This window comes from Legionella feeleii (assembly GCF_001467625.1).
Lineage (GTDB): Bacteria > Pseudomonadota > Gammaproteobacteria > Legionellales > Legionellaceae > Tatlockia > Tatlockia feeleii.
Genome location: NZ_LNYB01000031.1, coordinates 70,924 through 96,105, shown reverse-complemented (window position 1 = coordinate 96,105; position 25,182 = coordinate 70,924). Strand labels below are relative to the sequence as shown.

Here is a 25,182-nt window from a genome sequence, read left to right as displayed (position 1 = left end):
ATATGACCGTTGTGACTCCATTTTTATCTCGTCCATTGCTCTCGCTGCCATTGCTATTTGGGCATAATTAAATGGTGATTGAACCTAGTCGACTGATACCTGGCTTATTCGCCTTTCGTATCATCTTGGTTGCAAGTAAAATAGCTGGAGAAAAAACTGAATGAGCTTAACAACAGATCCTACAGGGAAACGTGTTACTGTTGCCATGATTACCAAAAATGAAGAAAAAGCAGTAGGACGAGTTATTCAAGATATCAAACAGGTTGTGCCTGACGCTGAAATTGTTATTATAGACTCCAGCGCTGATCAAACAGCGACGATTGCCGAAGAAATGGGAGCAAAAGTAATTCGCCAAATTCCTCCCCGTGGCTATGGTCCAGCTATGGAACGTGCCTTACGAGAAGCAAGTCGCGAAGTGATTATTACTTTGGATTGCGATAATACTTATCCCAGCAAGAAAATTCCTGAACTTGCTTCATTAATACTCGACCAAGGCTATGACTTGGTTGATGCATCGCGACTACGCAAAAAACCACAGGCAATGCCCTGGTCTAACTATTTTGGTAATGTCGTGTTTGCCTGGCTAGCCAGTCTACTATTTTTTAGGCATCTAACCGATCTGCACAGTGGAATGCGAGCTTACCGAAAAACCATGATCGATGCTTTACAATTCGATGCTCAAGGAGCAGCCTTACCTGTTGAACTACTATTAAAACCCATCATATCTGGATATAAAGTACATACCGTGTTTATTGATTATCATGAAAGAATTGGACAGAGTAAAATGAATGCCCTGGATACGAGCTGGTGGACCATAAAACGCATTATTAAAGTCCGGATGCATTCATAAAATTATCAATAGGATTCTGTAGCCACTATAAGTTAACTTTTTGATTTTTATTATTTTGTTCTTGTAAATTTTAAATCTTAATTCTTAGTAAATTGCGGAATAAACCTTTTGCAATTACAGAAAAAAAGACTTACATTACATTTGACACCCGCTAATTCCTAGCTGGAGAAATCCCCAATAATTTAGTTTTAACCCTATATTTGATTGCATGAAGCCGAAAAATCGTTAATGAAGAAGAACCATGATGGTCTATACCAAACAACATTTGAACGAAACAATAGAAATTCTTAATCAGCTAGATGTTAATGCAATTGAACAAATGGTTACTTGCCTTGCTACCCTCAAAGAGACAGGAGGACGCTTATTCTTCCTCGGGGTAGGAGGAAGTGCAGCCAACTGCTCACATGCAGTCAATGACTTTCGCAAGATTATTGGTATTGAAGCCTATACACCGACTGATAACGTCGCCGAACTTACTGCCCGAACCAACGATGATGGATGGGCAACAACCTTTGTTGAGTGGTTAAAAGTCAGTAAACTTTCAAACAAAGATATGGTGTTTATATTCTCAGTGGGAGGGGGCAATTTAATTGAAAATGTCAGCCCAAATCTGGTGATGGCCTTACAACATGCAAAAACAATAGGGGCAAAAATAACGGGGATTGTAGGACGAGACGGGGGGTATACAGCCCAAGTAGCGGATGTCTGCATTATTATTCCAACAATTAACAAGGAAACAATAACACCGCATACTGAAGCGTTACAGGCAGTGGTTTGGCATTTGTTAGTGTCACATCCAAAATTGAAAGACAGAACTAACATGTCGACTCGGTTTACCTGAGGAGCTCTTCGTAAGGAAGTGTGATGAATAAAAAAATTGAGCAATTGAAGGTAAAAATATTTTCCGATGGCGCAGACAGAGCAAATATCCTGGAGATGCACCACAAGCCCTATATTAAAGGATGGACTACTAATCCAACCTTAATGCGCCAGGAAGGCGTATTGGATTACCAAGCCTTTGCGCAAGAAATTCTTGCTCTTATTCCTGACCAACCTATCTCCTTTGAAGTACTCTCAGATGATTTTAGTGAAATGGAACAACAGGCTCTGCAGCTCGCCTCCTGGGGCGACAATGTTTATGTCAAAATTCCAATTACCAACACACGCCGTGAAACCTGCCATGCCTTAGTTAAAAGGCTGGCAGCTCAGCATGTTAAATTAAATATAACGGCTGTGATGACCCTGGAACAAGTTCGTCATATTACTTCAGCATTGTCCCCGGAGGTACCTTGTTATATTTCCGTATTTGCCGGCCGTATTGCAGATACTGGACTGGATCCCCTGCCTATAATGGCAGAGGCTTTGGAGATCATTAAAACGAATCCCCTAGCCGAATTAATCTGGGCCAGCCCGCGTGAATTGTTCAATATATTTCAAGCAGATGCTATTGGTTGCCACATTATTACTGTCACTAAAGATATTCTGAAAAAGTTACCCTTGATTGGTTATAATTTAGAAGATTACTCTCTCGATACAGTGAAAATGTTTTACAACGATGCGATGGCAGCTGGATTCGAGTTACCTCGTTAGGAGAGGCTATGATTATTGCACGCAGCCCATTGCGGATTACTCTTGGTGGTGGTGGAACGGATTTACCGTCTTATTACCACGAACACGAAGGATTTTTAATTGCGGGTGCGATTAATAAATACGTTTATGTCACCGTAATGAGGCCCTTTAGTAAAGGCATTTATCTTAAGTATTCTGAATTAGAACATGTCAGCTCTGTGGATGAGATAAAGCATCGAATCATTCGGGAAGTTTTACGATTACCCGAGTTACATTCCAACCAAATTGAGCTTGCCTCCCTCGCTGATATTCCGGCGGGCACAGGTCTAGGTTCATCCGGCAGTTTTACGACAGCCTTACTGGCCGCACTCTATGCCCATAACCACAAATTGATTTACCCGCAAGAATTAGCTGAATTAGCCTGCCGTATTGAAATAGAAAGTTTGGGTGAACCAATCGGTAAACAGGATCAATACATCGCTGCTTATGGCGGTTTAACTTGTTTTACCTTTCATAAAAATGATCAAGTAACAGCAAGCTCTTTAAATATTACCAAAGATATGTTGTTTGATTTAGAAGATAATCTTTTACTCTTTTTTACGGGCTATTCCAGAAATGCGGGGAGTATTCTCCAGGATCAAAAAACCAGGACACAGGAAGGCGATGATAAAATGCTACAAAATTTACATTTTATCAAAAAACTAGGTTATCAGGTCAAAGAAGCCTTGGAGCAAGGCAATGGCCTTCGCTTCGGTGAGCTGATGCATGAGCACTGGGAATATAAAAAGCAGCGCTCACTTGGTATGAGTAGTGAGGAAATTAATGACTGGTATGAACTTGGCATGAAAAATGGCGCTGTTGGTGGAAAATTAGTTGGTGCTGGCGGCGGCGGGTTTTTAATGTTTTATGCTGCTGATCGGAATAAATTGCGTCATGCAATGCGTCGGGCAGGTTTGGAAGAAGTCCGTTTTAGTTTTGATTTTGAGGGAACCAAAGTGGTACTTTCATGAGCCAAGGAATACAGTCTGCCTACACAAACGAAAAATGGCTTTGCCGTGGGGCAATAGTTGCCTACGTACTTATGGTGTATGCTTTTTACCCAGCCTTTCATTTATCATTCAATACCACCCCCCAAAGTTTATATCAATATTTAACGGAGAGTTTTTTATCTGGGCATCTAAATTTACTTGTTTCACCATCCCCAGAATTACTGCAGTTAGCAGATCCTTATGATCCGACCCAAAATAGTCACCTCCGACTGCATGATGCCTCCCTGTACAAAGGGAAATACTATCTTTATTTTGGCCCCCTTCCAGTTGTCGTGTTTTACCTGCCTTTTAAGTTATTAACGGGTTTCTATCCCTCAGGTGGACTTGCCGCATTCTTTTTCCTTTCATTAGGATTTATAGTGAATTTCTTGCTGCTAATAAAAATTAAAGAACGCTATTTCCCCCGTGTTTCAGAACTGCAGTTAGTCTTAATGGCCTCACTCCTGGGATTCACCAATGGTGCTCCTTTTTTAATGTCCAGGCCTATAACCTACGAAGTAGCGATCGCTGCTGCTTATTGTTTTATGAGTTTCGCTTTATTTTTCCTCTATCAAATTTTCCAACAATATAAAATAAAAGATATTGTTCTGTTCAGTCTTTGCTTATCATTGTGTGTCGCTGCAAGACCTCATTTTGTTCTGGTCTGTTTCTTAATACTACCCGCACTTTTAATTTATCTGTTCAGGCACACTGCTAAAAACCGGTTCACATTAACGATGGCCTTAGTTATTCCAGCAGCTACCGTGGGAGGACTTTTAGCACTCTACAATTATTTAAGATTTGACTCCATTGTCGACTTTGGCCATATCTGGCAACTTTCATGCAACAATATAAAAGCGTTGCATCTTGAATTAGCGACCTTGGGAAAAATTCCTCGGAATCTTGCTTATAGTTTTTATTTCTATTTCCTACAGCCATTTACTACAGGTCTGACTTTCCCCTACTTTGGACTACTCTGGCATAATTGTTGGTACCACATTGATAAGGACTATTATCTTGAAGCAGTTGCCGGCGTATTAACAACTACCCCTTTTATTCTTTTAATTTTGGCCTTGCCCAAGCTACTTAAAACTTATTTCAAAGAAAACAAAACAGAGATACTTCCTTTACTTCGTTTTTTGCTCTTTAGTTTTTTTATTCCTCTTATTATTGTCGTATTTCTGCTTCTTCTCCCCTTCGCTGTTCAACGCTACGAAATGGATTTCATTCCTTATTGGATCATCCTGGCAATTATCACCCTTTGGCTATATGAAGATTATGCAGGCCATTCAAAATGGTTTAAATTAATCAAGGTTCTTTTTATTATCTCTGCAGTCATCAGTATTTACATGGGTATCAGTTTTGGCTTGGCATACTGGATTTTAGTGTAGTATAACGGGCACCTTTTTCGTTATTGCTTCAACTCTAATTCCTTAATCATCGCCAAAACGGATGCTTCGATCGCCTGGGCAGAATTTTGTTGGCAACGCCATCCCAAGGAATGAATTTTCTCAGTGTCTAAACGCACAACCGGAACATCACCTTTCCACCCCCTATCACCCCCGGTAAATTGAAAATTGACTGGCTCATTTATCTCCAGACATTTCACAACAATTTGGGCGATTTCATGGACACTAATACAATCGTTAGTCGCTACGTTATATACTTCATATTTTTTTGTTAAGTGGCTATTTGCCAGTAAAACTGCCGCAATGACATCCTGAATATGGATATACGATTTGGTTTGTGTACCATCGCCTAAAATTTCCAGGGTGGTCGGATCCTTCCTAAGCTTTCTTATAAAATCGTACCCTACTCCATGTGTTTGACGAGGCCCTACGACATTGGCGAAACGAAAAACGCAGGCAGTCATATCAAACATATGGCAATAACTGCAAATAAACGCTTCACTGCCTAATTTACTGGCCCCGTAGGTAGAAATGGGATACATACCGCCTTGATTCTCAGGGCTTTCAATAGTGACTTCACCATAGACTCCGCTACCGGAGGTGTAGATAATTCGTTTCACCTTGGCCAAGCGTGCTGCTTCTAATACCTGGAAGGTAAGATAAATACCATCAGTAAAATCAATACTCGGTTCCTTAACCGCTCGGGCAATATCCGGATTGGCGGCAAAATGCATAACAACCTCGTGGCCCTCGATCGCCTTATTCAGTTTGTCGCTTTCTTTAGCGTCACCATTAACCACTGAAAAACGCGAGTCGCCATTGTGTTGCTGATAATGCCATTCTTTACCAGAAGAAAAATTATCATACACCGTCACTTTTTGCGTCGTTTTGTCCGCTAACAAGGCATCTAAAAAATGAGAACCTATAAAACCTGCCCCACCAACGAGAAAATAAGTTTTAAAAAGCATTTTCTATCCTATCTTGGCTATATAAATTTCATCATTGTTAAGTTTTGTCATTTCCGCGAAGGCAGAAATCTATACTTTGATTATTTAACATTGCTTTCTTAAAGAAAGATACTGCCACGAGCCTAAATATCTCTTGGCAGTACCCAAAGATAGTTTAAATGATATTTAAAATGCTACGTTCATAGCCTGCAAATCGACTCTTTGCTCCGTCGTTGGACGAGCTGCCTCAACAATTAGAGCGGCCATGAAGCCGATCAAACCAAATGTTAGTGAAGCAGTAAGACTGGTTAGCACGGCAGGAGTAATGGCTAATCCTAAAACAGCAGCTCCAACACAGGCTGAAGTAACAGAAAAAGCAGTCCTAAAGCACAAATTAGCTGTCGAGTTTGCCACCATCGCAAGAAAAGAAGCGTTCGGCTGAAGCTCACTAATTAACATTTTTTTTATAGCCATCGCTGGAATGATTAAGAGGGCTCCTCCAAGGGCGCAGGCCCCAGCCATGGTGGCAATGGATCCAACGGTAGGTATAGAATTTTCAGCAGCAGATAATAAAAGAGTACCGAAAAGACCTTTCCTGGCGTTGCCTAGCGCACCAATCGCAACATCACCGGCTAATTGTACCGGGGCTCTATTTTTAAAAAAATTGGTCATCTATTTACTCATTGATTAAATTTGCACGCCATTGGCACTAAATTAAACACACAATATCAAGACACCCTTGCAATAATCTGGGTACTCCCTATGGGAAAATACTCAATTCTGGCTACTAGATACTTTCTCTACAACTAACAAAATGTCTACGCTACTGGAGGTATATCTACCTCTCTGCAAGGCATGAACACTTCGGATGATGTTTTTGATTATTTCGAATCGCCGGGCCGCAAGCCTTTCAGCCTGCAACCGGCTATGTATGGTTTAAAAGGATCCACTAGTTCCAAGTGGAGAAGGAAGCGCAGAAGGAGCGGGAGAAACTTTTAGCCCTGTAGATACGTCAATGCTGAGTGCACTCCAAACTTGCAGAATACACTGATCAACAAAAGTCATTTCTTCCTCCTGGAAATCCATTTTCTGCAGAGTACTGTACTTTTGTTTATCTTTTGATAAGACAGCTTTTACTTGTTCATTCAAGCCATTAAAGATATCAAACCACCCATTGAGCGCAACGGCTAATACTGTAGAACCAAGAGCACCGAAGGTGTTTATATTATCGTTAATAGAGTTTATCACATCACCAAGTAAGTGAATTTTTGAAATAGCGTCGTATTCAGGCGATCCTAAAAGTGCGTGGATATAAATCATACCAGGTCCAGGCATGCCAGCTTGAACTTGCGTCCTTACTCCCATTTTTTCTAATTTTTTAAGTCTGTCATCAGCACTAACACCACCTATTTCTTTAAGAATTGTCAGCGAAGCTAAGAGATGCGCAATAGCAGGTATGCCAGCCTCAAAGGATGGGGGTACAGACAGATTGTTAAAATAATCTGAAACGGGGCTTAAAAGTTTCTCGATATAACTTGCCTCATCTTTAGCGTCCCAATCCATCTCAGGGAACTCAGGAGCATAATCCCCTTGTGTTATGGATTGCATATATTCCTCTACTGCATTCGACAAAGCAATCTCTTCTTCCCGAAGGGTTTCCTCTCTAGCTTGTAATTGCTTTGAATGAAAAAATTTTGAAAACATTAGTTTCTCCAATGACCGATTCCATTTAACGCTTTGAATTGCATGTAATCTTACAATTTTAAACCACTATCCAAACTACAGGTCGTAGTGCTGGTAGATTCTTCTACCTCTGCAACCTCTGATGTATCCAAAGCGCCCTCCAGATATTTTCGCCAAGAATTTTTGTGATCCCAGGCCGACTCGGGATTCAAAAAAAGGCACTCCTCAGTTTGGTGTGGCAATCTGCTGAGCTCGTTTAATGCCTCTTGTCCTTGCGCAAATGCCTGTTTTATAGCAAGCTCCCCGGCTTCTTCCAGCATATTACCTAATTCTACCATATGAGGCGGACATAGATATCGACAATGATGAATCTCAAGATAGCGTGCCTCCAATATAGAATAGGAACCCGTTGCCATGGAATACTGGGCATCACGCAAGCCACGCATTAATGTTTGCGTGCTATCAGTACGTGGTATAACGCTACAAGGGAATTCACGTGCAGCACACAATTGCTCCCATCTCTCACACGCTTTGGTTTCTGGAATTGCACCGATCAGAAGAACTGGGTACCCACGGGGGTCAACCTCTTCAGAAATCTTTTGTAGAAAAAGCGCGCCATGTATATCTGGCGCATCTTTACTGCAATAAATAACAATTAATCTATCTTTACGTGGCTCACCTGTACTATCCATATTTGACTCATATCCAGTACCAATATGTGACTTCCACTTTTCTCGTACCTCACGATCTTCAATCGAGCTTTTTGTTAAAGTCGGTAATATCGGGAAACCTCCCTTAGCCCCAACCCCAGGTTGTAATGCAAAGACATGGGGATATTTCTGCTTGTCTTGCAGGGTGGTCAGGAACTTATTGACATTAATACTCATTCCAGGCACACAACTTAGTACTATTTTACAGGTATGAGGAATTTCCAGTGCTGCCTTCAAGTATTGTGCAGTGGTAGGCTTTTGCGCATGAGCCCATCCAGCCATTACAAATAAATCCAAACTCTTTGTCAGTTCTGTAAAGCTTTGCCAGAATGTTCTGTCTGTGCTGAGACTTTCAGGTATTTGAGTAAAACATTCTTCTACCTGCTTATATTCCTCTTCGTTCATTAGTAATTCTGCAGGTATATAACAGGTAAAAGAGGCAATCATTCTAAGCTCATCATTACTTAAAAGTTTGGCTGCCTTACTCGCCCTTTTTTTCAGTTGATCTCGGGCTTTTGACGCGAACTCCAGGGAGAATTTTTTAGGTTCTGAATCATCTATAGTTTTATAGTAATAAATACTCTTACTTTTTAGAACATATAAGGGATATTCGCTCTCACTTTCTGATTTTTGCAACGCAATGTAACAGTTTCTTTGTTCTAATTCGGGCGCTTGCCCGGTCGTTAGTGCGAGTGGTACTGCTTTTGGCACTTCCTTATCTTTTTTCTTATATAAATGATATCCGTCTCGAGCTTTAATATACCAGGTTACAGTCGCCTCCAAGGTAGGGAGTGCATTCTTATAACTTTCAATTGTCTTTTGGCCAATATCCCAATATCTGCATTTTATGCCAGTAACACTTTTTTCAAATGAGCTTTCAGCTGTCAGGAATAGCCAAACTTGTCCTTTTAATTCTTTTTCTTGCAAATTTTCCAGCCATTTTGCTTTAATTTTTTTAGCTCTTGTTTCCGATGCTGTATCATAGCTAAGGCACAAATGGACTTCCGTGCCTTTTTCCAACTCTTGCTGCAGATAGAATTGAAGAATATTTAAAAGAGCTTCATCTCCGCCAGTATCATTTTCAAGTCTTGTATAAAGCAATATTTTCATGTGACTCTGTTACCAATCTAATTTATATAGCAATTTGCTTTGTTATTGTACTTTGTGAGTATTAATGTTTTATTAAGAAATTAAATTAGTCTTTTGCAATATAACTATCAGAAAATATTAGATAATTTTTCTTATCTCTGCATGGTTGCTAACACAATTTATTAAATTAGGCGCGCTCGATAGGACCGAAAAACGGAATTGACTTGCAACTGACTCGTCGAATAAAACTGCTTTAACTGATGATTCGCATTTTATCTGCAATACATGAGTGTTAAAGTAGGATATCAATAAAATCAGAGATTAGCATGTTACGAACTGTACAAGAACTTTCTCTTGAAATGGCAGAGATAATGGCCGAGCAGGCAGGAAAATTCGCTGTTAAAAATAATATATGTGTTGCTATTGCCATAATGGATAATCATGGCAATTTAAAGTTATTCAAAAGAATGGATGGCAACAATTTTGTTAGTGTTCGTATGTCTCAACTGAAAGCGATGACTTCTGCCAGTATTCCAATTTCTACCAAAGGGCTTGCAGAACGAAATAATGCTTACTCCAATAGTCCTTATACTTCTGTTCCAGACATCGTTTTCCTGGAAGGCGGCCTGGCGATTATTAGCAAGGCAGGCCAGCATTTAGGCTCAATAGGTATTAGTGGCGCCAATCCTGAACTGGATGGTCTCTGTGCGCGAGCAGCCCTTGACGCAATCCAAGACTACTTATAGTACTTACTCAGACTCGTAAAATAGTCCAATTAACCTGGTGAAAATTAAGAACTATTTTATATAATGAATGGCAAGTAAAGATGGCTACCTGGATGAAGTGACTGACACTATGGATCAGAACCATTCTGCAATGCTCCTTTTGCAACCTGATATAAAGTAATCTCATGAGAGCATATAGAACTTTTCAGCAAGCTTCATCTGCTAAACCTGGATCACAACCGCTAGTGAAAAAACTGGCTTACGCATTCATTGGTTTGGGGAGTTTTTATTTCAATAATCTTTATGCAATCCCTTCACAAGCTGCAACATTAAATTATTCAAGTGGGGTGGGAACTCCCGTCACTACGACAACTGCAGATAGTCTGGAAAAGGGCCGTTGGTCGTTTAGCGGCAGATCAGAATATTATCGCCTTAATCCTCTGTCAGATCAGGCCTTATTAGATGATCCTATATCAGAAAGTCAATTGGCTCTTTTAGTTAATTACTTCATGATCAACTATGGCGTAACAGATAATCTCACAATGGGTGCAACGCTGCCTTATACCCGCAATTATCAATTGCGTACTGCATTTCCTGATGAAGAAGGTTTTTTTTCTCAGGTAGTTAATCTGGGCGATGTATCCGGTATAGCCGATGCGAACCTTTTTGCGTTTTGGCACGTGCTCGATGATAACAAATTTCCCTTGTCAACCGCGCTTGTTTTCGGTGTTAATGCTCCTACCGGTAGAACAAATGCAATGACTTCTTACGGGGTACCTTTTGCCGCTGCGGATCAACCAGGTAGCGGCTCCTGGAACCCTTTCGCCGGTTTAATTATTTCTAAAAAATTGGGAGACTTTTCACTCAGCGCTGATTGTATTTATACTCACACAACCCAAGGTATCCAGGAAACTTTGTTGGGTAAAATAGTGGATTATAATATTGCAGTAGTTTATCCGCTGGTTACCCAAAATAATAAAGAGAAAAAGCTCAACTACTCCATTGATGGTATTGTTGAGTTAAACGGTGAATACCTTACTCAAGATAAAATTGCGGGAATAAACGATCCTAATACCGGAGGTAATAGCCTCTTTTTGTCGCCAGGATTCAGAATCAATCTAGGAGATAGTGTCTCTTTCTATTTTTCGGCCGGTTTTCCTGTTACTGAAACACTACACGGAACACAGGTAAAATCGAAATATGGGATAATTGGTGGTATTGATCTAATTTTATAAGATCACACCTTCTTGTTTAAACCAATCGGCTCTTTCCAGGCCTGCTATAGTAGGGATCTAATGAACCACTTTTAATTCCCGTTCTCCAAAACCAGGCTCATTAACAACCTTGGTTTGTTCACGAATCATGAGGAGAAAAGGAATAAATCCCAGAGCTAGCACGAAGGATAATTGATATAAACCAACCCATCCCAACCACATTTGCAACATAGCGGCAACTGGACCCGAGAAAACACGTGGCAGGGTTGCTAATGCCACCAAGAGAGAAAACTGGGTTGCAGTAAATGACTGATTTACCAAACGCATAAAAAAAGCAACCAGGGCAGTCGACCCCATACCCGCAGCAAAATTATCACAAACAACTGCCGTAGCAAATAGAGGTAAATTTTTGCCGCTTATTGCCAGGGCAATAAACAAGACATTGGTAATTGCCTGAATTAATCCAAAAACAAGTAAGGCACGAAATAATGACCAGCGAATTAACAGTAAACCGGCCGCCAAACCGCCTAATAAAATGGAGCTGATGCCCATCATTTTATTAACATAGCCAATCGTATCTAATGAAAAACCAACCCCTTGAATTAAAAATGGCATCACAATACCACTTGTTGTGGTTGTAAATGCCTCCCCTAATTTGTAAAACAGGATAAATAACAGTAAGGGAATAATACCGCGCCTTTTGCCAAGCTCTTTGATTGGTGCAACAAAAGATTCCACAAAATTGATTTGATTTTCGCTATGTTTTGAAGGCTCATTACTCCACAAAGTCGCAATGACGCCAAATAACATGAGAAATCCCATCAGGCGATAAGTAAAAGCCCAACCGAAATGCTTGGCGATGATTAAAGCAAAACCACCGGCAACAAGCAGAGCAAAACGATAACCAAAAACAGCCAATGAAGCGCCTATACCATGTTCAACTACCGGTAAATATTCAACGCGGTGCGCATCAATAGCTACATCTTGGGTAGCCGAAAAACAAGCTAACATGAATGCAATAATCGCCATAAGTTCTGGCGCTGTGTTGGGTGAAAACCATGCCATTACATTAAAGCCAATCAATAAAGCAAACTGCATAATCAAAATCCAGCTTCGTCGCTTACCTAGTGACGAAAGTGAATAACGATCAAGTAATGGTCCCCAGGCAATACGGTAAGCATAGGGCAAACTGACCAGACTCAGCATGCCAGTTGCCAGGACTGACATACCTGTATCGGCAAACCATGCTTGCAAGGTACTACTGATTAGCGCTAGAGGAAGCCCTGAAGAAAAGCCCAATAAAAAAACGATCAATAGGCGTTTGTTCATGCTTTAAAATACTCAAGAAAGGTGAAAGCAAACTCACCCTCAACGCTACGCATCAAGGGTGAATTGAATCAATTAAGCGTCAGATTTCTTGACAGAAATCAGATGAATTTTGAAAATCAATGTTTCATTAGGTCCGATTGGGCCACCAACACTGCGTGGACCATAGGCAAGACCGGCAGGAACATAGACTTCCCAAGTAGAACCGGCAGGCATTAATTGTAATGCTTCAGTCCAGCCAGGGATAACCTGTGATACTTTGAACGTAGCAGGCTTACCCGTTTTTTCAGTGCTATCAAAAACCTGGCCATCAATTAACTTGCCAGTGTATTCAACAGTGACAGTGTCATCTTTTGCTGGTTTTGCACCAGTACCAGCCTGGATTATTTTATATTGTAACCCGCTTGGCAAACTAACTACGCCTTCTTTGGCCTTATTCTGGCTCATGAACGCTTCACCTTTCGCTTTATTTTCTTCAGCTTTTTTAGTGAATTCCGCATTTCGTTTTGCCATTAGGTCTTTTTGAAATTTATTTAAAACGTCTTTCATTTGTTGTTCAGTCAGCAACAGTTGACCACCACTCATGCCGTCTTGTAATCCCTTAGCCATAGCAGCCGGACTGATTTCGATGCCTTGCTTTTTAAAATTCTTACCTAAATCAGCGCCAATGCTATAAGACAACTTATCCATGTCACTATTTAATGATGTTGTAGCTGTCGCATCAGCCGCAGCAATTGTCGTTGACATTGCCATACTTATGACAGCTGCAGCGACCAGTCTCATCTTCATAAACAATCCCCTTTTTGTCTGTCGTCAGAATAGAACTTTGCAAAAATGCCCATTCATTCTGCCTAAATTCTAATGAAATTACCAGTAACCGTTTAAGCAATCTAACATTATTTGTGGTGAATTTTATCTTTGGTACCGATTTATGTTGTTTGTGTGCAATTTTCCTTCTAAAATTGTCATTATTTGGCGTGAATATGAGTTTAAAATATGAGTATCAGCTTATTTGATTTGTTTTCCATCGGTATTGGCCCATCGAGCTCACATACCGTCGGTCCAATGCTCGCTGCCAATGCTTTTTTGGATTTATTGGAAAACAAAGAGAAAATAAATGATACAGTCAGAGTAAAAATAGAGCTCTATGGTTCTTTAGCCTTAACGGGTAAAGGTCATGGTACAGATAAGGCTATTCTCAACGGTTTGGAAGGCAAAATGCCGGAAACCGTAATTCCCGAAACGATGATTCCGCGCATGAACGAAATTATCGCATCCCAACAACTCTGTCTTGCTGGCAAAAAAAATATTTCTTTCACCGAAAGCGACGATTTTCTATTTTTGCAAAAAGAATTGTTACCTAAACACAGTAACGGAATGCGGTTTTCAGCCTATGACCATGCTGGAAAAACCATATTGACTCAAGTTTACTACTCCATAGGTGGTGGCTTTATTACTACAGAAGAAGCCTTTGACCACCCTGCTGGCGATAATAATCCCCCCCCTTACCCATTTACTACGGCGCGGCAACTACTAAAATTATGCCAGGATAATCAATTGACTATTGCCGAGTTAATGATGGCTAACGAACGAACCTGGCGAACTACCCAGGAAATCCAGGACGGGATCCTTGCCATTGCCAAAGTCATGGATGAATGTATCGAAAATGGTTGCCATCATCCCGGGATTTTACCAGGTGGCTTACAGGTTAAACGCCGTGCCCCTGATTTATATCAAAAACTTATCGAGCATAAAGGAATTCCCAGCATATTCGAGCAATCAGACATTATGAACAAGCTTAATTTGTACGCAATGGCTGTCAATGAAGAAAATGCCGCCGGGGGCAGAATTGTTACAGCACCAACCAATGGCGCAGCAGGTATTATTCCAGCGGTAATGAAGTATTACCAGGAAGCACATGATCGCTTAAACAAAGAAGATATCTATACTTATTTTCTTACCGCAGCAGCCATCGGTATCCTTTATAAGGAAGGTGCGTCTATCTCTGGTGCGGAAGTGGGTTGCCAGGGTGAAGTCGGTGTTGCTTCTTCCATGGCAGCAGCAGGCTTGACCGCCGTCTTGGGCGGTACCATTGAGCAAATCGAAAACGCTGCTGAAATTGCGATGGAACATCACTTAGGCATGACCTGTGATCCCGTTTTAGGATTGGTTCAAATTCCTTGCATAGAGCGCAATGCCATGGGCTCAGTTAAAGCAGTCAATGCTTCTCGTATGGCACTTATTGGTGATGGCCAACACCAGATTTCACTCGATAAAGTGATAAAAACCATGAAAGAAACTGGAAAAGACATGCAGAGTATTTATAAAGAAACCTCGATGGGTGGATTAGCCGTTAATCACCCTGAATGTTAAGAGGGACAAGTGCAAGAATGGGTAGCTCCATGTCCGGGTATTTTCTCTTCTGTCTGCAACAACCTGGTTGATATGGCATAGTTTAGTTGATGGCCTTCGGGTGCATGCCAAACTACCTTTTAGCATGCACATCATCATTTGAGTCACCCTGCTCTTGGCGCCTCAAATCTCGCCGTCTATCATACAAAAGCTTTCTATTTCATTATTGAAACAACATTTTTTTGCTGAACATTTTTTGTAATACCAACAAACCAGCAATCAATAACCACATTGCTATAAGAACTTCCACAAAAGCCTGAAGCGGGTTGGCGCCCAAATACCCCATTATAACCACTGCCAACACAGCTAAAGACATATTAATGAAACTCATCATGGCTGAAGCACTGGCTTTATCTGGTAAAGCATTGGAAGCGATCAATGAACCGCCAGCAAAGAGTAAACCACCGAACAAATATAAGCTGAAGGTACTAAGAAAGAACCAGACTGCAGACGATGAATTCTCATGGAGCATAGCTAGTAAACTGGTTGTACCTACGGCACAACCAATCAGGCCAAGAACGATAACCTGCATGGCTGGAAATCGATTTAGTAAGAATTTTGCCCCAAATCCACCCAGTAACATACCCAACATATTAGCAAGATTCCAATAACCATATTCAGCGGCCGAAAGATAAAGTAAATCATTCGCAATTTGTGGCCCTGCTGCTGAAAAGCAATAACTAATTACCGAACACAATCCGACTACCAAAGCAAATAAAACCAGAGTATGCGATGCTAGAGCCTGTTTATAAGCAAGAATGATTGTCTTGATATTAATTGCCTGCTTGTATTTGAGTGTTTCCTTAAATAACCAAGTCCCAGCTAGCATAACCATACCCTGGATGAATAAGATCAGAAAACAATCTGTCCAATGCCAATATTCTGCAATAAGCCCTCCTAACGTGACAGCCAGACCTATTCCCAGAGTAAACGACAAAATCGTGTAAGCCATTGCTGTTTTTCGTTGTGATTCAGCTAACCATTCGTTAATTAACATCAAGGTACAAGCCAATCCGCTTGCACTTCCTAAAGCAGTTACCAAACGACCAGTAATTAACAAACCATAAGAATGGGTTATCAAGCAAAGAAAACAGAGTAAAATACCGATTAAATTAATGCTTAATCCTACTCGTAAAGCAACTAATCTACCCCAACGATTGGCTAGTGGAGCATAGATTAGCTGCCCAAGAACATAGCCCAGTAAAAATGCCGAAACGACCCACTCTATTTCACCAGTCTGTAGACCAAATTGCACTTGGATCTGCGGTAAGGCTGGAGTCAAAATTGCTGCAGAGAATGAAGCAATGGAAATATAGCTTAGTAACCAAGCGATTCGAAGATTAGAAACCATGATTAATCCTTCTACTCATAACTATAGAAAGACATTTTATTAATTAATTATTTTTCAATAAATCGGGTTCAAGGTTAATTATTGTTAACTAAAAGTTAATTATTGATGATTAATTCGTAGGCTGGAGCAGGTGTAGTACCATAAAAAGAATCGCTTATTGCGTAACCAATCACAGCTGCTAATTCACCATTGATAAAAACTAAAGGAATTTGGCCACGGAGCCAGGGAGGGATCTGCCATTCTTGGAATAATTTTTTTAGCTGCTTGCTTTGCCCATGCCAATGAAATAATTCCCCTCCCTGGCGAAATCGAATTTCAATTTTGCTGTGCGGCGGAACAATAAGACCTTTATCGTTAACACTCGCCAATAAAACACCTGACCCACCTAAATCAAGAGGCTTAGGGAATGAAGTCCAGGTTATTGCCAATAGAGAAGACTTAACCTGCCGTTTTAGCAAATATAAAGTTTCTTGATAACGTCGAACACTGACATCGTCCCAGCTAATTTGTGGATTAGCATCTGGCCTGGCATGAATCACTTCGTTGATTAGCCGATTGAATGTAACTGTATTTGGCAATCTCACCTGATTAGCCTTAAACCATAAGCGTAAAATATTGGTAATACGAGCCTGGGATAAATGAGAAAACGTAGAGATAACTAACTGGCTGCCTGCCTGGGCAAGTGCTGGACAGTCTATTCTCGCCAAATCATCTAAGTTAGCTTGAGCTTGCTGGCAGTGGCTCGACGTACGTGCCAAACTATTAATGATCCCAGGCCATCGTGCGGATAGTAAAGGCATGACTTGATGCCTAATATAATTTCTGGAAAAACTAATATCCTGGTTACTTTCATCATCGATCCATTGCAACTGATTCAATCGAGCATAGTTTTCCAGGGTTTGACGTGAATGGTGTAAAAAAGGCCGTAACAAATTCCCTTGCATGAATTCTTTTTCAACGGCCATTGCAGATAAACCCTCAATACCAGCACCACGAAAGAGTTGTAATAGCAAGGTTTCTGCCTGATCATTCAAATGGTGTCCTAATACTAAACAATCTGACTCTTCAAGCAATTGAGCAAACACCTGATACCTTGCTTTTCTGGCCATTTCTTCGATATTACTCTGGCGTGCAAATTCAACTGATTTGATAATCAGAGGTATTTTAAGTGTTGCGCAAAACTGTTGGCAATGCGCCTGCCAAACCAATGCATTAGGACTGAGTCCGTGATTAACATGAACTGCTGTCAATTTAGGGAATAGTGCAGGCTCTATAGCCAAGCGTTGTAACAATACGGTGGAATCAAGTCCTCCACTAAAACCAACAAAAATCCGATTGTAACGCTCTAATTGCGTTAGCCAATCGATTGTTAGCAAAGATTGTGTCAACAAGCCCCCATTGCCATAAATTTGTCGTAGCGCTGGTTCAAAAGCTCTTCTGCAGAAAGATTTTTCAACGAACGTAATTCATCAATAAGAACTTCCTTTAACCGAGCAGTCATATCAAGCACATTACGGTGAGCGCCTCCCAGCGGTTCAGGGATTACCTTATCGACTAAACCCGACTCAAGAATTTTATCAGCAGTAATACCCATAGCCCGAGCGGCTTCACTTGCTTTAGCGGCATCTTTCCACAGAATAGAAGCACAACCTTCCGGGGAAATAACGGAGTATATCCCATATTGCAACATGAGCACGCGATTACCCACACCAATAGCCAAGGCACCACCTGAGCCTGCTTCACCGGTTACGGTGCAAATGACTGGCGTCTTAAGTTTGGCCATCTCTAATAAATTTCGCGCAATAGCTTCCGATTGGTTACGTTCTTCAGCGCCAATGCCAGGATAAGCACCCGCGGTATCAATAAAAGTAAAAATAGGAAGCTTGAATTTTTCTGCCATCTTCATTAAACGCAGTGCTTTGCGGTATTCTTCTGGCCGCGCCATACCAAAGTTACGATAAACTTTTTCTTTGGTACGTTTACCTTTTTGATGCCCCAAAACCATAACAGCTTCACCGTTTAAACGAGCTACACCACCAATAATGGCGGGCGCAGAAGAATAGTGCCTGTCGCCATGTAACTCTTGAAAATCGGTGAAAATATGCTCAATATAATCGGTAGTTTGCGGACGCAATGGATGTCTAGCCATTTGCGCAACCTGCCAAGGCTCCAAATTAGAAAAAATATTTGCAGTTAATTCTTCACACTTTGCTTCAAGGCGCGCGATTTCTTCGCTTAAATTGACCTCATTGTCACTACCTACCATCCGCAGCGCTTGAATTTTCTGATTTAACTCTTCAATAGGTTGTTCAAAATCTAAAAATTGTCGACTCATTCAGTTACTCGTTGGCGAATTTTATTTTCATGCGCTATGATAACCGCAACTGCTTTTTGACGCCACCGTTGATAACATTCTATTAGTCACTCTTTGTTAGGGAATACTTCCCATGTTGCTTTTTGAAACCATACCTTCCGGTGATTATTGTTTAAAAGACAATCAGATTGATATCTGGGAATTTCCTTTAATACACCCTCCCGTCCAAGCGGACTCCTTGCTTGACAGCACTGAGCAGGCTCGAGCCAAACGTTACCATTTCCCGCGTCATCAACGCCGGTTTACCGCCGCACGAGCCATGTTACGCCTCATTTTAGCTCGTTACCTGAAACAGGAGGCAAGCCAACTCCTATTTACTTATGGTAAACACGGTAAACCCCAGGTTGAAAATTGCTTGCAACTGGAGTTCAACTTAAGCCACTCACGTGATTTAGCCCTACTGGCAGTAGGACGGCGATTCCCTATAGGCATTGATTTGGAGTTTTTTTCACCCAGGCCTTATGAGGGTATAGCCAAGCACTCCTTTTCACCTAAAGAATTACAACTATTTTCCACACTCCCAAATTTTCTTAAACCCTTAATTTTTTTCCATATCTGGGCACAGAAAGAAGCGTTTATTAAGGCAAGCGGTTTAGGACTCGCTTACCCAACCCAACAATTTGATGTACCAATTACGCCCCCAAGCGATGAGCTTATCAGCGATCCCTTGCATGAAATAGAGTGGCAAATGGTTTCTTTTATGCCCCAATTAACTTGTAGTGCAGCCCTGTGTTACAACCCACAGGTCAACAAGATTCGTTATCAAATTATCAAAGATCCTACTATTTTTTAATGCTAGCGGGGCTAGTCGAGTCGAACAAGAATAATTAAGCACACGAAATTGGAGCGGAGCAAGATGCTGTTAAATCCTCTTTAGCCACAGATTCAACTTCTTCAGCAAACTGTAATAGTTCTTTACTGCGAACTTCATATAAACACTTTTTCCCTTGATTTGAAACTGCGGCCTTGTTAATTTCTTCGCCACCTAAAAAGTCATCGGCATAATCTAAAAGGTTTTTGAATAAACAGTTTCTTGCGAGTAACCGGAAACTGTCTAATATATCGAAGGCTGTAAACCCTTTTTGATTTTTATACTCTTTTAATTGAGACCAAACACCTAGCTCTAATGCTCTGTTTTTTAGTAGCATAAGCACCTCTACTTGACCAGTAATTGCTGCCATATGGAGCAGACTATTACCTCGAGGTGTCGCTTTCATTAAATCTTCTGCTGAATAAAAGGGAAGTAATAATTTAACCGCTTCGCTATCACCAGCTTTTATTAACAACATCAATGGAGTATTTGATGGCATACCCATCTCAATCACTTCGGGGCTTAACTCCATGTTTTGATTATTTGCAGTAGTTAATAACTCTTGCGCAGGTTTAGAGGTTTTAGCTAATTCACATAATTTAACTAGAAGGTTGAGTACTTCCTGATGATGGGACTCCAAGTACTTTCTCGTCGAACTAAAAACCCTGGCCGCCAAAAATGCAGTCAATGGTGTATTAGCCATCTCATCCTGGGAATAAGGCTTTTGTTGAAACTGTTCGACCATTAACTCGAACTCTTCTACTTCAATGGATGAAGAGTCTCTACGTTGCAGGCTGTCATGATTGTATACATTAAATGTCGTTCCAAACTCGACTACAGGCACAACTTGCTCAAACACTTCGATGCTGTGCTCTGTGTTTGCTCGCAATTCATCCTCTGCAGTGAGCTGGGAAAACAGTCTATTCGTTTCTGCAAGTTGCTGCTGAGGTTCTTCTTTTTCATTCCTGAATAATGCCCATAAACTACTAAAAAGATAGACAATTGGCGCCCATAAAAACATAAAGGTCAATACATAAGGAACATAAGATTCGTTTTCCTCTGGTAATCCCCAAACTCGTACCCAAAAACTTTTTACTGCCATTTAGCATCTCAAAACAGATTAAATATTGCGCATAGTAGCATAAATTCGACCATACGTTAATCCAATCGAATTTTAGGGTCGTTGTCGATTCCTCACTCTTCAATAGCTTGAGCGATATATGACCTGTAAATATAAAAATTAAGTAATTTCGTCTATAGTTTAATTGCTAAAGGAATTTAAATAAGGATATTTTTATGGCAACTAAAAAAGCAGATTTGGGAATGGCGACAGATAGTTTAAGCCGTAACTGGGGATGGTTACTCGCCTTGGGAATCTTGTTTGTTATCCTGGGATGTATTGGCTTGGGAATGGTTGTAGGCCTAACTCTAGCCAGTATGATCTTCTTGGGAGCATTACTAATTGTTGCCGGAGTCACCCAAATTATTGATGTTTTTAAATGTAAACATTGGAAAGGCGTGGTTTGGCATGCCTTGATTGCTGTCCTTTATCTTATTGGCGGCTGCCTGATCATTTATGATCCTATTCTAGCCTCCACCTTAATTACTGCCATGTTAGCCTCTGTACTCATTATTATCGGGATCAGTCGTTTTTTTATGGCATTGATGCTTAAAGGATCAGCAGGATGGGGATGGTTATTGCTGGCCGGCCTTATTGCCATCGCACTTGGCATCATGATATTAGCGCATTGGCCCATTAGTGGTTTATGGGTGATTGGTTTATTTATCGCTATTGAGATGATTGTCGATGGCTGGACTTATATTTTTCTGGCACTCTCCATAAAGCGCCGCGCTGGTTAGATTTTTGCTCTACTATCCGATAGCCAAAACTCCTCGCTTAAACGAGGAGTTTTCTTGCACAGCATCATCACGCCTTGTATTGACAACAGCTATCGAGTCGTGAGTACCGAAATGAATCTGATATACTTCCTTTTAATTAACACACTGGTTAGGCGCCTTGGTCATGAAACAATTCAGCTCCCTACAACTACAACTGCTGCATCAGTTAGCTGATGGCCAATGCCATAGTGGCAATAGTCTTGGTGAGCAGTTGGGTGTGTCTCGCACAGCAGTATGGAAGCACGTCCACCAATTAACAGAATTAGGTCTTGTTATTAAACGTTTGCCACAGCAAGGCTATCAATTGGCTACCCCCATGCAAGTCCTTGATGAGGAATTAATTCGCCATTATTTATCTAACAAATCCTTCACTAAACCCCTCGATTTTCATTTATTCGCAGCTATCGATTCTACCAATCGATTTTTAAAAGAATTACCTTCTGGAGCATGCCTGGCAATTTGTTGTGCTGAAACACAAACCAATGGACGCGGGCGCTTTGGCCGCCATTGGATTTCTCCTTTTGGTGAAAATATTTATTTCTCAAGTCGCTGGGAATTAGATTGCTGCCTATCACATCTGTCAGGTTTAAGTTTGGTGGTAGGTTTGGCCATTCTGGCAAGTTTGCGCAATAGTAATGTGGACCAAAACCTTCTATTAAAATGGCCTAACGATGTCTTGTGGGGTGATAAAAAACTGTGCGGCATCCTAATCGAAGTGATTGCCGAAACAAATGGTTGTGCACAAGTTATTATCGGTATCGGTATTAATGTTAATACAGCAACCCAGCACGAAATTCTGATCGGTAGACCTTGGTGTTCCTTATATGAAATTACAGGCCATCATTTTGATCGCAATATTATTTTAGCCAATTTAATTGAGCAGTTAGACTGTCATTTAGAAGAATTTTTACAAAAAGGGTTTGCCAGCTTTAGCTCTCGATGGCAAGAGGTGGATTATTTATTCGGTAAACAGATCGCCGTTGCGCAACCTAATGGGTTAATTGCGGGTCGTGCTTGCGGAGTTAATGAGTTAGGCCAACTCACTTTAAGAGATCAACAAGGTACGCTACATTATTTGTCATCTGGTGATGCCTCATTACATCAATAGAGCAGGAGCAGCCAATTCCCTTTAGGAATAACTCAAGTGGCTTGTTTCAATGAAAATGGAGAGGAGAGGGATTGGGAGTTTGCCCCGCTTTGTTTACTCATTAAACGATTCGGGGCAGGATGACTGCGCTGAAATCTGGGTTATGCCTATACCGCTTCTTCAGTGTCAGTTGTTTCTTTCTCTTGTTGTATACGCAGATAAATCTCTTCGCGGTGCACAGAAACGTCTTTTGGCGCATTAATGCCTAAGCGCACCTGATTTCCTTTCACCCCTAAGACAGTGATATTTACATCATCACCAATAATTAACGTTTCACCAATACGCCTAGTCAAAATTAACATGACAAATCTCCCTTCTAGTAGTAGCCATCATCTATTCCATAGAACGCTTCCATGGTGCTCTAGATGACTACAATTCGAACAAAAAATGAACAATAAAGCATTCGATTGTAAGTTTACACAATCATTCTTAACAAAATATTAAGGAATTTGATTTTTAAAAATTTTTTATAAATAAAAAGAAAAATTACTCTCTTTTTCCAGCATTAAATTTTAGAGCCAAGACTATCAAAGGCGAATAAGCAATGAGTAATCCTAAACAACCATTGAAATAACCTACCCCTACCAGTAAAGACCAAGGTAACAACCACAACAAATTAATTGCCAAAACACCCACTGTTACAGGCAAATGCCCTCCATAATAGCGGGAAGCATACTGATAAGCATGGCTGCGATGTGCTTCTGACAGTTTTTCGCCACCCAATCCACGGCGCACTAATGTTACCGTAGCATCAACAATAAAGACACCTAAAAGTATCAGCCAGCTCCAAAAAAAATTGGCATTAACCGTGGTAGCTTGAAGCGATAATAATCCGAGTACAAGTCCTAAAAAGCCACTGCCAGCATCCCCCATAAAAATACGTGCCGGAGGGAAATTCCAGATTAAAAATCCGGTTACCGCAAAAGCCAAACAAAGAGGTAAAAAAATTGCCATTAAATCCGCTTGCAAGCAATATAATAAAACACCACCCAAACATACCGTAATCGCTTCTCCTGCAGCCAAGCCGTCAATACCATCCATAAAATTATATAAATTCAACAGCCAAACCAGATAAAAAACGGCTAAAACATTACTTATAAAACCAGGAGCTAAAGTCCAATTAAAAAGAGAAATTGCCGGCATGCCACCTAACAGATACAAAGCAAAACTTGTTGCGATAAAATGACCTAGCAAGCGCCATTTAGCCGGAATATGGCCACGGTCATCCAAGAAACCGAGGACAGCAATACCTCCACCAGACAACAGCAGAGTAGCGAATACAGAGAATGAGATACAGTTTAGATAGAATAAGAAAAATGTTGCTGCTAAAAAACAAAAAACAAAAGAAAGACCTCCACCTCGTGGTGTTGGAACCTGATGGGAACTGCGATGATTAGGAATATCTATCAAACTTGTTGCCAAAGCATAGCGGCGCAACAACCATGTTACGAGGCAAGACACCGTTAAAATAACCAAATAAAAGCTAAACCAAGCCATCTCCTCTCCATAATTATCAATAGATAATCTATTTATCTAGAAGCTATTTTTAAACCATGCTGGGCCGCAACGAAATAAGCCCGTAGATTATACGGCAAATTAGGTAAAATCGAACGATTTTTTTTCAAAAATGGCAAAAGAGGAAACTAAGAGATCGGCTTAAACCATTTTTTCTAATTGAAAATAAATAAAAAATTACGATGCCTCTCTAAGCCAATGCCAACCTTCAGCAGCAATTTAATCCTTTAAAGAGTATTCCCTGCACGCAATTGGCGATATACTGTCCGAATGTTTATGAACTGGAAAATTGCATGTCCTTAAAGGCCATGTATAACGAGATTGCGGGGAATTATGCAACCGCAGATCGATTTGGCTCTATTAGTGACAGCCACAAAGTGGCGATAGCACAGATTAAGCAAGAACATCTGGGGTTAAGACCACATTACAAAGTTCTGGATTTTGGCGTTGGTAATGGTGCCTTTTTGGAAAAACTAAGACCATTGATGCCAGAAGCGGATTTTACGGGTATAGATATTTCAACAGAAATGCTGGCCCGTGCTCGTAAGGCCTTACCTTTAACCACGATAGAAGCCAGTGCAACCGAGGCCAGCCGTTATCTACCGCACCACAGCCAGGATTTAACCTTAGCTCATTTCATCAACGCTTATATCCCAATTCATACTCTATTTAACGAAGCTGATCTGTTGACTCGGGCTAATGGCCATTTTTCTCTGATCACGACAACTTATGAATCATTTCCAGTCGCTCAACAGCATTTAGCCGATTTCATTGCCAAAGGCTCTTTATTGAGCAGCGTTGTTGGCCATTATTATAAAGCAATGGTCAAAAATACCACCGTCGCTTCAGGTTTGGATGAGTTACTCCATGTATTTGCACAGCATCAATTCAAAGTGATTCATCATCAACGGTTACTAATCCCTATTACCTTGCAAAATATTGACGAACTGGCTCATTTTGGCATCGAGGGCACCTGGTTTTTAAACAGTATTTCGATGAGAATGTTGCCCAAAAATTTTTTATTAGAACGATTGAAACGTCTTTTTGGACAAATATTTACTTTTCCTTATCATGATACTCATATTATTGATGTGGTACTGGCTAAAAAATAGGGACTATTTAC

Annotated in this window: 24 protein-coding genes; 12 read left to right on the top strand and 12 right to left on the bottom strand. The window is 40.7% G+C overall.

What is annotated here, in order from left to right:
- Nucleotides 1-160: 160 nt before the first annotated feature.
- The 5 genes from Lfee_RS05560 (at nt 161) to Lfee_RS05540 (ending at nt 4,838) form a co-directional block, all read left to right on the top strand.
- A complete protein-coding gene (locus Lfee_RS05560) occupies nt 161-850 on the top strand; it encodes a glycosyltransferase family 2 protein (RefSeq protein WP_058444709.1) in 690 nt (229 codons plus the stop codon).
- 241 nt (nt 851-1,091) lie between these two features.
- The gene (locus tag Lfee_RS05555) at nt 1,092-1,691 is read left to right on the top strand and encodes an SIS domain-containing protein (protein ID WP_238584867.1); all 600 of its coding nucleotides are present in this window, start codon (nt 1,092-1,094) and stop codon (nt 1,689-1,691) included.
- 23 nt (nt 1,692-1,714) lie between these two features.
- The gene (locus tag Lfee_RS05550) at nt 1,715-2,440 is read left to right on the top strand and encodes a transaldolase (RefSeq protein WP_058444707.1); all 726 of its coding nucleotides are present in this window, start codon (nt 1,715-1,717) and stop codon (nt 2,438-2,440) included.
- A gap of 8 nt (nt 2,441-2,448) precedes the next feature.
- On the top strand, nt 2,449-3,429 hold the full coding sequence (locus tag Lfee_RS05545) for a GHMP family kinase ATP-binding protein (protein ID WP_058444704.1): 981 nt from the start codon (nt 2,449-2,451) through the stop codon (nt 3,427-3,429).
- Nucleotides 3,426-4,838, top strand: coding sequence for a hypothetical protein (locus Lfee_RS05540; RefSeq protein WP_058444703.1), 1,413 nt, complete (start codon nt 3,426-3,428; stop codon nt 4,836-4,838). Before Lfee_RS05545 ends, Lfee_RS05540 begins: the two co-directional genes overlap by 4 nt.
- A 20-nt stretch (nt 4,839-4,858) precedes the next feature.
- Here the strand turns inward: Lfee_RS05540 and Lfee_RS05535 are convergent, their stop codons facing one another.
- The 4 genes from Lfee_RS05535 to Lfee_RS05520 form a co-directional block, all read right to left on the bottom strand.
- The gene (locus tag Lfee_RS05535) at nt 4,859-5,824 is read right to left on the bottom strand and encodes an NAD-dependent epimerase/dehydratase family protein (RefSeq protein WP_058444701.1); all 966 of its coding nucleotides are present in this window, start codon (nt 5,822-5,824) and stop codon (nt 4,859-4,861) included.
- A 165-nt stretch (nt 5,825-5,989) separates the two neighbouring features.
- Nucleotides 5,990-6,475, bottom strand: a complete 486-nt coding sequence (locus Lfee_RS05530; RefSeq protein WP_058444699.1) for a hypothetical protein — start codon at nt 6,473-6,475, stop codon at nt 5,990-5,992.
- Nucleotides 6,476-6,739: 264 nt separating this feature from the next.
- The gene (locus tag Lfee_RS05525) at nt 6,740-7,507 is read right to left on the bottom strand and encodes a hypothetical protein (protein ID WP_058444697.1); all 768 of its coding nucleotides are present in this window, start codon (nt 7,505-7,507) and stop codon (nt 6,740-6,742) included.
- 50 nt (nt 7,508-7,557) lie between these two features.
- On the bottom strand, nt 7,558-9,306 hold the full coding sequence (locus Lfee_RS05520) for a hypothetical protein (protein WP_058444695.1): 1,749 nt from the start codon (nt 9,304-9,306) through the stop codon (nt 7,558-7,560).
- Nucleotides 9,307-9,611: 305 nt separating this feature from the next.
- Between Lfee_RS05520 and Lfee_RS05515 the strand changes: the two genes are divergently transcribed.
- Both Lfee_RS05515 and Lfee_RS05510 read left to right on the top strand, forming a co-directional pair.
- Nucleotides 9,612-10,031, top strand: coding sequence for a GlcG/HbpS family heme-binding protein (locus tag Lfee_RS05515; protein WP_202972488.1), 420 nt, complete (start codon nt 9,612-9,614; stop codon nt 10,029-10,031).
- A gap of 164 nt (nt 10,032-10,195) precedes the next feature.
- The gene (locus Lfee_RS05510) at nt 10,196-11,245 is read left to right on the top strand and encodes a transporter (RefSeq protein WP_058444693.1); all 1,050 of its coding nucleotides are present in this window, start codon (nt 10,196-10,198) and stop codon (nt 11,243-11,245) included.
- Between the two features lie 57 nt (nt 11,246-11,302).
- Here the strand turns inward: Lfee_RS05510 and Lfee_RS05505 are convergent, their stop codons facing one another.
- Both Lfee_RS05505 and Lfee_RS05500 read right to left on the bottom strand, forming a co-directional pair.
- The gene (locus Lfee_RS05505; protein ID WP_058444691.1) at nt 11,303-12,553 is read right to left on the bottom strand and encodes an AmpG family muropeptide MFS transporter; all 1,251 of its coding nucleotides are present in this window, start codon (nt 12,551-12,553) and stop codon (nt 11,303-11,305) included.
- Between the two features lie 72 nt (nt 12,554-12,625).
- Nucleotides 12,626-13,339, bottom strand: a complete 714-nt coding sequence (locus Lfee_RS05500) for an FKBP-type peptidyl-prolyl cis-trans isomerase N-terminal domain-containing protein (RefSeq protein ID WP_058444690.1) — start codon at nt 13,337-13,339, stop codon at nt 12,626-12,628.
- A 207-nt stretch (nt 13,340-13,546) separates the two neighbouring features.
- Here Lfee_RS05500 and Lfee_RS05495 point away from each other — a divergent pair, with 207 nt between their 5' ends.
- Complete coding sequence (locus Lfee_RS05495) at nt 13,547-14,923, top strand: L-serine ammonia-lyase (RefSeq protein WP_058444688.1); 1,377 nt, start codon at nt 13,547-13,549, stop codon at nt 14,921-14,923.
- Nucleotides 14,924-15,125: 202 nt separating this feature from the next.
- Here Lfee_RS05495 and Lfee_RS05490 read toward each other — a convergent pair whose 3' ends face one another.
- The 3 genes from Lfee_RS05490 to Lfee_RS05480 form a co-directional block, all read right to left on the bottom strand.
- Nucleotides 15,126-16,313 (bottom strand): MFS transporter, encoded by a 1,188-nt coding sequence (locus Lfee_RS05490; RefSeq protein WP_058444686.1) that lies wholly within the window; start codon nt 16,311-16,313, stop codon nt 15,126-15,128.
- Between the two features lie 95 nt (nt 16,314-16,408).
- On the bottom strand, nt 16,409-17,701 hold the full coding sequence (gene tilS / locus Lfee_RS05485) for a tRNA lysidine(34) synthetase TilS (protein WP_058444684.1): 1,293 nt from the start codon (nt 17,699-17,701) through the stop codon (nt 16,409-16,411).
- Nucleotides 17,698-18,648, bottom strand: coding sequence for an acetyl-CoA carboxylase carboxyltransferase subunit alpha (locus Lfee_RS05480; protein WP_058444682.1), 951 nt, complete (start codon nt 18,646-18,648; stop codon nt 17,698-17,700). The genes tilS and Lfee_RS05480 overlap by 4 nt, the downstream gene beginning before the upstream one ends.
- Before the next feature lie 112 nt (nt 18,649-18,760).
- Here Lfee_RS05480 and Lfee_RS05475 point away from each other — a divergent pair, with 112 nt between their 5' ends.
- Nucleotides 18,761-19,480 carry a 4'-phosphopantetheinyl transferase family protein gene (locus Lfee_RS05475; RefSeq protein WP_058444680.1) on the top strand — a complete coding sequence of 240 codons (720 nt, stop codon included), beginning with the start codon at nt 18,761-18,763 and terminating at the stop codon, nt 19,478-19,480.
- Nucleotides 19,481-19,514: 34 nt separating this feature from the next.
- On the opposite strand, the gene Lfee_RS05470 is transcribed toward Lfee_RS05475, so the two are convergent.
- The gene (locus Lfee_RS05470; protein ID WP_058444678.1) at nt 19,515-20,600 is read right to left on the bottom strand and encodes an ankyrin repeat domain-containing protein; all 1,086 of its coding nucleotides are present in this window, start codon (nt 20,598-20,600) and stop codon (nt 19,515-19,517) included.
- Between the two features lie 194 nt (nt 20,601-20,794).
- Here Lfee_RS05470 and Lfee_RS05465 point away from each other — a divergent pair, with 194 nt between their 5' ends.
- Complete coding sequence (locus Lfee_RS05465) at nt 20,795-21,358, top strand: HdeD family acid-resistance protein (protein ID WP_058444677.1); 564 nt, start codon at nt 20,795-20,797, stop codon at nt 21,356-21,358.
- A 163-nt stretch (nt 21,359-21,521) separates the two neighbouring features.
- Nucleotides 21,522-22,505 carry a bifunctional biotin--[acetyl-CoA-carboxylase] ligase/biotin operon repressor BirA gene (gene birA, locus Lfee_RS05460; RefSeq protein ID WP_058444675.1) on the top strand — a complete coding sequence of 328 codons (984 nt, stop codon included), beginning with the start codon at nt 21,522-21,524 and terminating at the stop codon, nt 22,503-22,505.
- 146 nt (nt 22,506-22,651) lie between these two features.
- Here birA and csrA read toward each other — a convergent pair whose 3' ends face one another.
- Together csrA and Lfee_RS05450 are read right to left on the bottom strand one after the other, a co-directional pair.
- On the bottom strand, nt 22,652-22,846 hold the full coding sequence (gene csrA, locus Lfee_RS05455) for a carbon storage regulator CsrA (protein ID WP_019217553.1): 195 nt from the start codon (nt 22,844-22,846) through the stop codon (nt 22,652-22,654).
- Between the two features lie 184 nt (nt 22,847-23,030).
- Complete coding sequence (locus tag Lfee_RS05450; RefSeq protein ID WP_058444673.1) at nt 23,031-24,041, bottom strand: MraY family glycosyltransferase; 1,011 nt, start codon at nt 24,039-24,041, stop codon at nt 23,031-23,033.
- A 311-nt stretch (nt 24,042-24,352) separates the two neighbouring features.
- Between Lfee_RS05450 and Lfee_RS05445 the strand changes: the two genes are divergently transcribed.
- Nucleotides 24,353-25,171, top strand: coding sequence for a class I SAM-dependent methyltransferase (locus Lfee_RS05445; RefSeq protein ID WP_058444671.1), 819 nt, complete (start codon nt 24,353-24,355; stop codon nt 25,169-25,171).
- Nucleotides 25,172-25,182: the final 11 nt, after the last annotated feature.

What these genes read in the sequence shown, in the direction of transcription:
- Lfee_RS05560 (WP_058444709.1), top strand. Translation starts at nt 161, where the DNA reads ATGAGCTTAACAACAGATCCTACAGGGAAACGTGTTACTGTTGCCATG.
- Lfee_RS05555 (WP_238584867.1), top strand. Translation starts at nt 1,092, where the DNA reads ATGATGGTCTATACCAAACAACATTTGAACGAAACAATAGAAATTCTT.
- Lfee_RS05550 (WP_058444707.1), top strand. Translation starts at nt 1,715, where the DNA reads ATGAATAAAAAAATTGAGCAATTGAAGGTAAAAATATTTTCCGATGGC.
- Lfee_RS05545 (WP_058444704.1), top strand. Translation starts at nt 2,449, where the DNA reads ATGATTATTGCACGCAGCCCATTGCGGATTACTCTTGGTGGTGGTGGA.
- Lfee_RS05540 (WP_058444703.1), top strand. Translation starts at nt 3,426, where the DNA reads ATGAGCCAAGGAATACAGTCTGCCTACACAAACGAAAAATGGCTTTGC.
- Lfee_RS05535 (WP_058444701.1), bottom strand. Translation starts at nt 5,824, where the DNA reads ATGCTTTTTAAAACTTATTTTCTCGTTGGTGGGGCAGGTTTTATAGGT.
- Lfee_RS05530 (WP_058444699.1), bottom strand. Translation starts at nt 6,475, where the DNA reads ATGACCAATTTTTTTAAAAATAGAGCCCCGGTACAATTAGCCGGTGAT.
- Lfee_RS05525 (WP_058444697.1), bottom strand. Translation starts at nt 7,507, where the DNA reads ATGTTTTCAAAATTTTTTCATTCAAAGCAATTACAAGCTAGAGAGGAA.
- Lfee_RS05520 (WP_058444695.1), bottom strand. Translation starts at nt 9,306, where the DNA reads ATGAAAATATTGCTTTATACAAGACTTGAAAATGATACTGGCGGAGAT.
- Lfee_RS05515 (WP_202972488.1), top strand. Translation starts at nt 9,612, where the DNA reads ATGTTACGAACTGTACAAGAACTTTCTCTTGAAATGGCAGAGATAATG.
- Lfee_RS05510 (WP_058444693.1), top strand. Translation starts at nt 10,196, where the DNA reads ATGAGAGCATATAGAACTTTTCAGCAAGCTTCATCTGCTAAACCTGGA.
- Lfee_RS05505 (WP_058444691.1), bottom strand. Translation starts at nt 12,553, where the DNA reads ATGAACAAACGCCTATTGATCGTTTTTTTATTGGGCTTTTCTTCAGGG.
- Lfee_RS05500 (WP_058444690.1), bottom strand. Translation starts at nt 13,339, where the DNA reads ATGAAGATGAGACTGGTCGCTGCAGCTGTCATAAGTATGGCAATGTCA.
- Lfee_RS05495 (WP_058444688.1), top strand. Translation starts at nt 13,547, where the DNA reads ATGAGTATCAGCTTATTTGATTTGTTTTCCATCGGTATTGGCCCATCG.
- Lfee_RS05490 (WP_058444686.1), bottom strand. Translation starts at nt 16,313, where the DNA reads ATGGTTTCTAATCTTCGAATCGCTTGGTTACTAAGCTATATTTCCATT.
- Lfee_RS05480 (WP_058444682.1), bottom strand. Translation starts at nt 18,648, where the DNA reads ATGAGTCGACAATTTTTAGATTTTGAACAACCTATTGAAGAGTTAAAT.
- Lfee_RS05475 (WP_058444680.1), top strand. Translation starts at nt 18,761, where the DNA reads ATGTTGCTTTTTGAAACCATACCTTCCGGTGATTATTGTTTAAAAGAC.
- Lfee_RS05470 (WP_058444678.1), bottom strand. Translation starts at nt 20,600, where the DNA reads ATGGCAGTAAAAAGTTTTTGGGTACGAGTTTGGGGATTACCAGAGGAA.
- Lfee_RS05465 (WP_058444677.1), top strand. Translation starts at nt 20,795, where the DNA reads ATGGCAACTAAAAAAGCAGATTTGGGAATGGCGACAGATAGTTTAAGC.
- birA (WP_058444675.1), top strand. Translation starts at nt 21,522, where the DNA reads ATGAAACAATTCAGCTCCCTACAACTACAACTGCTGCATCAGTTAGCT.
- csrA (WP_019217553.1), bottom strand. Translation starts at nt 22,846, where the DNA reads ATGTTAATTTTGACTAGGCGTATTGGTGAAACGTTAATTATTGGTGAT.
- Lfee_RS05450 (WP_058444673.1), bottom strand. Translation starts at nt 24,041, where the DNA reads ATGGCTTGGTTTAGCTTTTATTTGGTTATTTTAACGGTGTCTTGCCTC.
- Lfee_RS05445 (WP_058444671.1), top strand. Translation starts at nt 24,353, where the DNA reads ATGTCCTTAAAGGCCATGTATAACGAGATTGCGGGGAATTATGCAACC.